9 protein-coding genes are annotated in these 9,113 nt (G+C 45.1%); 2 read left to right on the forward strand and 7 right to left on the reverse strand.

The window, feature by feature from the left end; all coding sequences use genetic code 11:
• Positions 1 to 57 precede the first annotated feature (57 nt).
• Positions 58 to 279, reverse strand: coding sequence for a GxxExxY protein (locus QT994_RS26870; RefSeq protein ID WP_333180051.1), 222 nt, complete (start codon positions 277 to 279; stop codon positions 58 to 60).
• Between the two features lie 158 nt (positions 280 to 437).
• Between QT994_RS26870 and QT994_RS26875 the strand changes: the two genes are divergently transcribed.
• Together QT994_RS26875 and QT994_RS26880 are read left to right on the forward strand one after the other, a co-directional pair.
• Positions 438 to 3,161 carry a valine--tRNA ligase gene (locus QT994_RS26875; protein WP_333180054.1) on the forward strand — a complete coding sequence of 908 codons (2,724 nt, stop codon included), beginning with the start codon at positions 438 to 440 and terminating at the stop codon, positions 3,159 to 3,161.
• 376 nt (positions 3,162 to 3,537) lie between these two features.
• On the forward strand, positions 3,538 to 4,035 hold the full coding sequence (locus QT994_RS26880) for a hypothetical protein (protein WP_333180056.1): 498 nt from the start codon (positions 3,538 to 3,540) through the stop codon (positions 4,033 to 4,035).
• Between the two features lie 142 nt (positions 4,036 to 4,177).
• Here the strand turns inward: QT994_RS26880 and crtB are convergent, their stop codons facing one another.
• The 6 genes from crtB to QT994_RS26910 form a co-directional block, all read right to left on the reverse strand.
• Complete coding sequence (gene crtB / locus QT994_RS26885; protein WP_333180058.1) at positions 4,178 to 5,107, reverse strand: 15-cis-phytoene synthase CrtB; 930 nt, start codon at positions 5,105 to 5,107, stop codon at positions 4,178 to 4,180.
• A 92-nt stretch (positions 5,108 to 5,199) separates the two neighbouring features.
• Positions 5,200 to 6,573, reverse strand: coding sequence for a 15-cis-phytoene desaturase (gene pds / locus QT994_RS26890; protein WP_333180061.1), 1,374 nt, complete (start codon positions 6,571 to 6,573; stop codon positions 5,200 to 5,202).
• Positions 6,574 to 6,980: 407 nt separating this feature from the next.
• Positions 6,981 to 7,658: a hypothetical protein gene (locus tag QT994_RS26895; RefSeq protein ID WP_333180064.1), complete on the reverse strand. Its 678-nt coding sequence runs from the start codon at positions 7,656 to 7,658 to the stop codon at positions 6,981 to 6,983.
• Positions 7,652 to 7,774: a hypothetical protein gene (locus QT994_RS26900; RefSeq protein ID WP_333180067.1), complete on the reverse strand. Its 123-nt coding sequence runs from the start codon at positions 7,772 to 7,774 to the stop codon at positions 7,652 to 7,654. The genes QT994_RS26895 and QT994_RS26900 overlap by 7 nt, the downstream gene beginning before the upstream one ends.
• A 3-nt stretch (positions 7,775 to 7,777) precedes the next feature.
• Positions 7,778 to 8,170 (reverse strand): DNA methyltransferase, encoded by a 393-nt coding sequence (locus tag QT994_RS26905; protein ID WP_333180070.1) that lies wholly within the window; start codon positions 8,168 to 8,170, stop codon positions 7,778 to 7,780.
• Positions 8,171 to 8,273: 103 nt separating this feature from the next.
• The coding region (locus tag QT994_RS26910) for an IS630 family transposase (protein ID WP_333180072.1) at positions 8,274 to 9,113 on the reverse strand (840 nt) is incomplete at its 5' end.

The raw sequence follows: 9,113 nt of genomic DNA on the forward strand, positions 1-9,113 counted from the left end.
ATTAATAATTAAGTGGGGTCGTAAAATCAAAAATAAGGGCAATGCTTGTATCACAGTTTAAATGTGCAACAGCTTATCGTATCTGCCTTCCCCAACCACAACACCTTTATAAGTTAGATTTACTGTAGGTTGAGGTTGAAAAGGAATTCCCCGGCGCGAGAGTTCTTCACGCAACGAATTCTCATATACCGCTTCCAAAAACCCCGGCCCCAACTCCTGATGAACCTCCATCGCCGCCCCAATCACAGCATAAGTCAACTCATTAAGATCCTCTCCCAACTCTCCTCTCTCCTCTTCTCAAACCAATAATCACAATCATAATCCAAAACCCTCCCAACACTCTTCCCTCTGCGCCCTCTGCGCCCTCTGCGGTTCAAACATCTTCTCCTCCCTCTCCTGTGGCACAATCTTAATATAAAACCTGCACCCTCTCGCCAATGACCGCAAACCTACCCCCCCAATACGACCCCCAAGCCACCGAAACCAAGTGGCAAAAATACTGGGAAGACAACCAAACCTTCAAAGCTGACCCAGAAGCCGGCGGCGAACCTTACTGCGTCGTCATTCCGCCGCCCAACGTGACCGGCAGCCTCCACATGGGACACGCTTTTGAAGAGACGCTGATTGATGTCCTCGTCCGCTATCACCGCATGACTGGACGCAATACCCTGTGGTTGCCGGGAACGGATCATGCTAGCATCGCAGTTCAAACTATTCTCGAAAAACAACTCAAAGCAGAAGGCAAAACTCGCCACGATTTAGGTCGAGAAAAATTCTTGGAACGGGCCTGGGAGTGGAAAGCTGAATCGGGCAATACTATTACTAATCAATTACGCAGTTTGGGCGTGTCTGTCGATTGGTCGCGCGAACGCTTTACGATGGATGAAGGCTTATCCGCTGCGGTTTTAGAAGCGTTTGTTCGTCTGTACGATGAGGGGTTGATTTATCGCGGCAATTACTTGGTGAATTGGTGTCCGGCGAGTCAGTCTGCTGTGTCGGATTTGGAGGTTGATCAGCAGGAAGTTGAGGGTCATTTGTGGCATTTCCGCTATCCTTTGACGGACGGTTCTGGTTATTTGGAGGTGGCGACGACTCGGCCGGAAACGATGTTGGGCGATACTGGGGTGGCGGTGAATCCACAGGACGATCGCTACAAACATCTTATCGGTAAAACTGTGACTTTGCCGATCGTGAATCGCGAAATCCCAATCATTGCTGATGAGTTTGTCGATCCAACTTTCGGAACTGGTTGTGTCAAGGTGACTCCTGCCCACGATCCGAATGACTTCGAGATGGGTAAGCGTCACAATTTGCCGTTTATTAATATTATGAATAAGGACGGCACTTTAAATGAAAATGCCGGAGAGTTCCAGGGACAAGACCGATTTGTTGCCCGGAAAAATGTGGTGCAGCGCTTAGAAGTTGACGGGGTTTTGGTTAAAATAGAAGATTATAAGCATACAGTTCCCTACAGCGAACGCGGCAAAGTTCCGGTCGAACCTTTGATATCTACGCAATGGTTTGTGAAGATAGATCCTCTTTCTCAGCGTGCTTTAGAAGCATTAGATCGAAGTAACTCACCAGTCTTTGTTCCTGACAGATGGACAAAGGTTTATCGCGATTGGTTGGTGAAGCTGAAAGATTGGTGTATCTCCCGCCAATTGTGGTGGGGACACCAAATCCCGGCTTGGTATGCTGTTAGCGAAACCCAAGGAGAAATTACTGATACAACACCTTTTATAGTTGCAAAAACTGAAGCTGAAGCTAAGGAAAAAGCTACGGCTAAATTTGGTCAGGATGTCAAGCTAGCAAGAGATCCAGACGTATTGGATACTTGGTTTTCGTCCGGGTTGTGGCCTTTCTCAACTTTGGGATGGCCGGACGAAACTAAAGATTTGGAGTTTTACTATCCAACAACTACTTTGGTTACTGGTTTTGATATCATCTTTTTCTGGGTTGCTAGAATGACGATGATGGCAGGACATTTTACTGAAAAGATGCCTTTTGATACTGTTTACATTCACGGTTTGGTGTTGGATGAAAACGGTCAGAAAATGTCTAAGAGTAAAAATAACGGTATCGACCCGCTGCTGTTGATTGGTAAGTATGGTACTGATGCTTTGCGCTACACCTTGGTTAAGGAAGTGGTAGGGGCCGGTCAAAATATTCGCATGGAGTACGATCGCAAAACTGATGAATCGAAATCAGTGGAAGCTTCGCGGAACTTCACGAATAAGTTGTGGAATGCGGCCAGGTTTGTGATGATGAATTTGGAGGGACAGACTCCGCAGCAGTTGGGAAGTCCTTCTGTGGGAGGTGGTTTGGAATTGTGCGATCGCTGGATTCTTTCTCGCTATTATCAAGTTGTGCAAGAAAGCCGCAATTGTTTGGAAAATTACGGTTTGGGGGAAGCGGCGAAGGGGCTTTATGAGTTTATCTGGGGCGATTTCTGTGACTGGTATATTGAGTTGGTCAAGTCTCGCTTGCAACAGGATGCTGAACCAAATTCTAAGAAAGTGGCACAGCAAACTTTTGCTTTTGTGTTGGAAGGGATTCTGAAACTATTGCATCCTTTTATGCCACACATTACTGAGGAAATTTGGCACACTCTGACTCAAACAGGTGATGATCAATGTTTGGCTTTGCAAGCTTATCCAGAAGCTGATATCTCGCTAATTGATGCTGAATTAGAACAGCAGTTTGAGTTGTTGTTCGGTACAATTCGCACAGTTCGCAATTTGCGGGCAGATGCTGATATCAAACCCAGTGTGAAGGTGACGGCGATTTTGCAAAGCGAAAGCGAGAAAGAACGCCAAATAATCTCAGATGGAGGCGTTTACATTCAGGATTTGGCAAAAGTCGAAAATCTGACAGTTACTGCTAATTTGGATGCAGATTTGGGACAGACAATTGCTGGGGTTGTCGGTACTGTGCAAGTATTGATTCCTCTGGCTGGGGTGGTCGATTTGGTGGCTTTGCGTGCTAAGTTAGAGAAGAAGTTGAGCAAGGTGGAAGCTGAAATTAAGCATACTGCGGCGCGCTTGACTAATCAGAAGTTTGTGGATAAGGCTACTCCTGATGTTGTTCAGGGGGCGAGGGATGCTTTGGCGGAAGCGGAAAAACAGGCGGAGATTTTGCGCGATCGGCTAAAGGTGTTTTAATAGTTGACTGGTGACTGGTGACTGGTGACTGTTTGTAGTCAAGTTGTAGGGTGCGTGAGGGCGAAAAATCTTGGAATTCCAATGAAAATACTGACTCTCACCCACCGCTGGCGCGATCGGCTAAAGTTGTTTTAAGAGTTGACTGTTGACTGTAATCTTGTTCCCAGGCTGTACCCATTAGTGACAACAAACACGTTAAACATACCGTCTCTTTTGTTTTTATCGAAGTCTAGATCCCCCCTAACCCCCCTTAAAAAGGGGGGGACAAGAGCCCTCAAAGTCCCCCTTCTTAAGGGGGATTTAGGGGGATCGAGTCTCGGCTACAAGCGAGATATACAAATAACCAATAACTAATAACTAATAACAAATCACCCTCATGTTATATTTAGCCCAAGTACAAAATCAGGAAAATTTAGGCGACATAAGTCTGCAATTGCTGGCTTGCCAAAATTCTGATAATACTTGGGCTATTCTTAGTGAAAAATTTTTCTTGACATTACAGAAAGATTTTGCTCAAAATCCAATTAACTCTGCAACGAATGTTTTAAATGAAGGAATTTTAGTATTAGCAAATGTTGACGAAAATAGCCAGGTTTTGCATATTCAAGCAGCTACAAACTGGGTGCTACAATTAGTAGAGAAATATTTAACAACCGGCTTTACTCCCGATTTTTTGCAGCAAGAAGCCCAGAAAGCAGAAGGGTGGAGGCAATCTCTCACTTTGCAGAGTCAAGAATTGTCTCGCCGCTTGATTGAAGTTGAAGCCCGCCGGGAACAAATTCAAAACTTAGAAGCAAAACTCCAGCAGGAAAAGCAATTGCTTGAAAGTTCGATCGCCCAATTGAAAATTGGGCCCGCTACTCCACAAATTTGACTTAAATTAACACAACACAGCTAGGGAGACGCCACTGCGGTGTCCCTACAAACCTAATATGCACTTTGCTGGACATCATATAATTTGTAACTTGACAAATACCCCTTATCCGTTGCCTAATCGCCAGCAATACCGGCTGCGACTAAAGCACTTTGGACTTCAGCCAAGCGGCGGGGAGACACAGCAGTTTCTGAGAATTGCTAACATAAGCCCGCTTCTGGAAAACATCGTACTGATTGCGTTCGATCGCATTTAAGATTCTGCTGTACAGCATAGTAGCCGCCCAAACAGTCCAGCGGATATCGGGACTGAGCACTTTAATTCCGGGCTCGGCGCTGGCGTATAATTTGCGAGCTCGCTGAATTTGAAACCGCATCAATTCCCGCCAGCGGTTGTCAATTACACCGTTGAATAAATCTTCTTCGGTGTAGTTAAACAAGGCTAAGTCTTCTAAGGGAATGTAAATGCGGCCGCGGCGGGCGTCTTCTCCGACATCGCGCAGAATATTAGTCAACTGCTTGGCAATACCGAGGGAGATGGCTTCTTCTTTGGGAATTCTATTCCCCCAGTGCCAATTCCAGTTAGCAGCGGAGCTCGATTCGCCTACACCCATGACAGACATCGACATCAGTCCTACAGTACCCGCTACTCGATAACAGTAAAGATTGAGCTCTTCAAAAGTTTCGTAGCGGCTGCGGTACAAGTCCATTTGCTGGCCCGCAATCATCTCTCGAAACGGCCCAATGTCGATCGGGAAACGAGACAGCGTATCCACCAAAGCTACGTCGTAGTCGTCGTGAGGATGGCCGGCAAACACAGATTCTAGCCGTTTTTCCCACAGATTGAGGGTTTCAGGGGTCGTTGCATCAGAACCCGGCCCGTCTACGAGTTCGTCGGTGCGGCGGCACCAGACGTAAATCGCCCAAATCGCCCGACGCTTGGCTTCGGGCATGAGTTGAGTGCCTAAATAAAAATTTTTGGCATAACTCGCCGTGACTTGGCGGCACAGTTCGTAGGAGTCATCAACAGAGGCCAGAGTTCTCATGCACTGGAGTTTTGACAGTTGCAGCATCCGAGAATAAGAAATTTAAAGATTAGAACTGATTTTCCCCCGTTTAGAAAACGGGAGATTCTTTTACGTCTTTATGAAAAATTCTTAATTTTTCATTTGTTATTGGCCGTCGAAATAGCCTGCGCTGTCAGCTTACCAGAAAGCACGGCACCTTCCATACTCGCAAGATAACGCTGCATTGTATAATCCCCCGTTAGATAGAAATTCCTAATGGGAGTTGTTTGTGTGGGACGGCACTGCTGGCGTCCGGGAGTGGCTTTGTAGACGGAACGAGGGGTTTTGACTACGTGATATTTGAGCAGTTTGGCTGGTTCTGGGATTTGATCGGGAAAGAGTTTTTCTAACTCGACCATTGTGGCTGCGACGATATCTTCGTCAGATTTGCCTATCCAGTCTTTGGCCGGTGCTAAAACCAGTTCCAGCATGGATTTGTCTGGGTTGGCATATTCGCGGCAGGTGTTGCTCATGTCGGCGTAGACGCTTAGCAGGGGCGATCGCGAGAACAGCAAATGGTCGATGTCAGTTAATTTGCGATCGAACCACAAGTGTACATTAATGACGGGTACTCCCTCCAAGCCTTCGAGCTGTTTGAAATAATCCATTTCGCCCCAAGGTTTCGGCATCATCAGCTTTAGCGGGTCAACCGGCATCGCGGAAACGTAAATATCGGCCGTCAGAATTTCTGAATCTGCCCCTTTTACTCCCCGAATCTGGAAGCCCCGCACCGTGTTGTCATCGTTGAGCAAAAACTCTTTGATGGGTGCATTCAGCCGTACTTCACCGCCGCGCTCAGTTATGTAGTCTACCATCGGCTGACACAACCTCTCTGTGGGGGAACCGTCTAAAAAGGCCATTTTCGAGCCGTTTTTCTCTTGCAAGAAGCGGTTGAGGGCTGTCAGCAGTATGGTTGCGGATATTTCGTGGGGGTCGATGAAGTTGAGCGCCTTGGACATGGCGATGAATACTTCTTTTTCGACTCTGGGGGGGATGTTTTGCTTTTTCAGCCAGTCGGAAAACGAGTATTTATCCATTTCTTCGACGTATCTTTGACCCTGAAGCATCGCCGGAATCAAACCTATACCAAAGCGGATTTTTTCGGGCCAGGTGAGCATATCGTTATTGCTCAGGATGGCTGCGACGCCGTTGAAGGGGGCGGGAAGGTCGGGAAAGTCAAACCGGGAATAGGTTCCGGGGGTTTCCGGCTGATTGAAAATCATCGAGTGCTCTTTCCATTGCAGCCGGTCTTCGATGTCAAGTTCTTTGAATAGTTGGAGCATATTCGGGTATGCGCCGAAGAAGATGTGGAGGCCGGTTTCGTACCAGTCGCCGTCTGCATCTTTCCAGGCGGCGACTTTGCCGCCGAGTACGTCCCGACTTTCTAGGAGGATGGGGGTGTGGCCCGCGTCGGTAAGATATTTAGCGCAGGATAGTCCTGCTAAGCCGGCTCCGGCGATCGCAACTCGCATTTGATACTACTTGGCCTCTGTGTTCGCTTCGGTTTAATTATACTTTACAACTCGTTACATTTTTTTGCGGAAATCTGTAGGGACGTGGAACTGCCCGTAGGTGTCAACAAACACGTTAAACCGACAGTGCGACAGTCCTCCCGCCTACCCGACAGTCCGGCAAGGGTTGAAACCCCTGCCTCAAAGCGAAAGTCCTCGCTCAAGAGGACTGAAGAATTCATTAGTCCTCTTGAGCGAGGACTTTCGCTATTAGACTAGACAGGGAATTCATTCCCTAGCGGACTGACGGACTGGCAGATGGTCGGCTTAATTTGCTACTAATGACCATCGAGGTACTCAGAAACCGGGTTTTTGCCAGAAAACTTTGTTACACCGTGTAGAAACCCCAAAAAAACCGGTTTCTTGACTCACCCGCGAAAGGTGCGATAGGCTGCTAATGCTGCTTGTTTCACGGTTTCGGGGACGATCGGAAAAGTAGTCAAAATATAGGCAAATTCTGCTTCGGTTAAGCCGTAAAGGTGGGCGATGATGCCGTCTAATTCGGCACGCAATTTAGCCCGTTCTGTTTCCTCGGTAACACCTTCTCGGTGGGAGTTTAAGCCGACTTCTTGGGCTAATTCGTCAAATTCTGGGGCGGTACAGATTAGTTTGGCGGCGCGCTGTACGATATCCGAGAAGTATTTGTCACGAGTTGTTAATCGCGGTACGGGAAGTTGGTATATGTAGAACATATTAATGTTGGCTGCCACTTGTTGACGCAATGCAAAATCTACACAAAAACTATTCAGCGCAGCACAAATGAATAATGTATATTTATTTTCTTGAGTTGGAGAGGCAATATTGAGTGAATTACCACAAACTACTTTTGAAGGCAGTATGGTACCAATAAGAGTTCTAGAATCGGTACTCCTAGCAATTGCACGATATCCAAAACGGTAACACTGATAATCAAAATTTTGACCGTTATCTATACCATTCCTTCCCAATAAAGCCTTTCTCGCTTCCTTTTCATCCACCCAATACCTCGGTTCAGCGTAGAGATGAGTAAACTGATGAATCATCTTACCTTCATAAAGAGCTAACATCCCGGGTGATTGCCCGCCATGATGTTAAAGTCAATATTCGGCAACGGTTCCAAGTCGTTGACATTCTGCGCCGCCGAAACTAAGGCTAAAAACAGTCGCAATTTTGCAATTTCCACTGCTTATGGCCTGATGTCCACGCCGTAGAGGTTGTCGCTAATAATCCGTTTTTTTATATAGTAGTTGAGTGAAGTATGATCGGTTTCTATGGTTTTGAGTAAGTCATTGAGGTAGCGATAGTTTAAAAAATTACTTGTACCCATGACTGTTGAATAGATGTAAATCAGCGTTTTCATGGCTGCGACTAAAAACACGCCGGAACCGCAGGCTGGGTCTAATAATGTTAAGTTTGGGAGGATTTCTGTTAGCAGGTGGTGGCAGAGATTGGCATCGAGATTTGTAAGGAGTCCGGTGATGGTTTCAAAGCTAGGGGCGGTGCCCCCGTGCCCGCCCTCTGTGCCGTAGTTGCCCTGATTGGTGGGAAGAGGAATTATCCCAAGCGAGTTTTTGGACAAACAATTTGTTGAATTCAAAGTCTTGGAGAAGTTCGCGAGATTCTTGAAGTGTTTGTGGCATAGTTATAGCAATCCTAAATGATTTTCTAGATCTAGAGCAATCCTAAATGATTTTCTTTGTGTAAGTATATTGGCGTATTTTGGGGAAATCAAATTTATGTTCGTTAGTAAAAAACTCAAATAAAAATTTGACAATCTTAAAAGATCTACATAAATACCAATACTTTCTTAAAAAGTTTTTAGCTTGTAACCAAATATCTTCAACGGGATTCTGTTGGGGAGCATTGGGAGCAAATAAAATACAAGTAATTGACCAATTATCAGGTTCTTTGTCACCATTTAGTTCTAATAAAAAGTCTCTAAATTCTCCATATTTATGATAAGTAGCTCCATCCCAAATCAAGATAATCTTGCGATTTTTATATTTATTTTGTAAGTATTTTATGAATTTAACTGTTGATTTTCCATCACCAGATGGATGGCTCTGAATATGGAATTCTTTGCTTTGATAATTGAGTGCGCCAAAATAAGTTTGTCTATCTTTTTCATTGGTAATTGGGACTTCAATTCTAATTTTTGATTGCCCCAAAACATAACCAGTTAGATCACCATGAAGTAGATGACATTCATCTAAAAACAATACTATTATTTCCCCAGATTCTATACCAGCCTTGTTTTTAAATAAAATATCGTTGATTTCTTCCGTCTTTTTTTTTACCAGTTCTTTATCAAATTTAGGATTTGTTTTTTGAGTTTTTTTCCAACTAATTTTTGCCCGATCAAAAAGTTCATAGTAACTCTGTTTTGATTTATATATCACACCAAATTTTTGAGCTAAATAAGTAACCAACTCATATAAATTCCAATATTCTTTATTCTTTAACCACTCGATTACTTCAGTATTTTGTCGAGCTGTTAAATACCCTTTTGACCCTTTATGTCC

Origin of the sequence: Microcoleus sp. S13_B4, from assembly GCF_036700885.1 — a bacterium.
Classification (GTDB): Bacteria; Cyanobacteriota; Cyanobacteriia; order Cyanobacteriales; family Microcoleaceae; genus Microcoleus.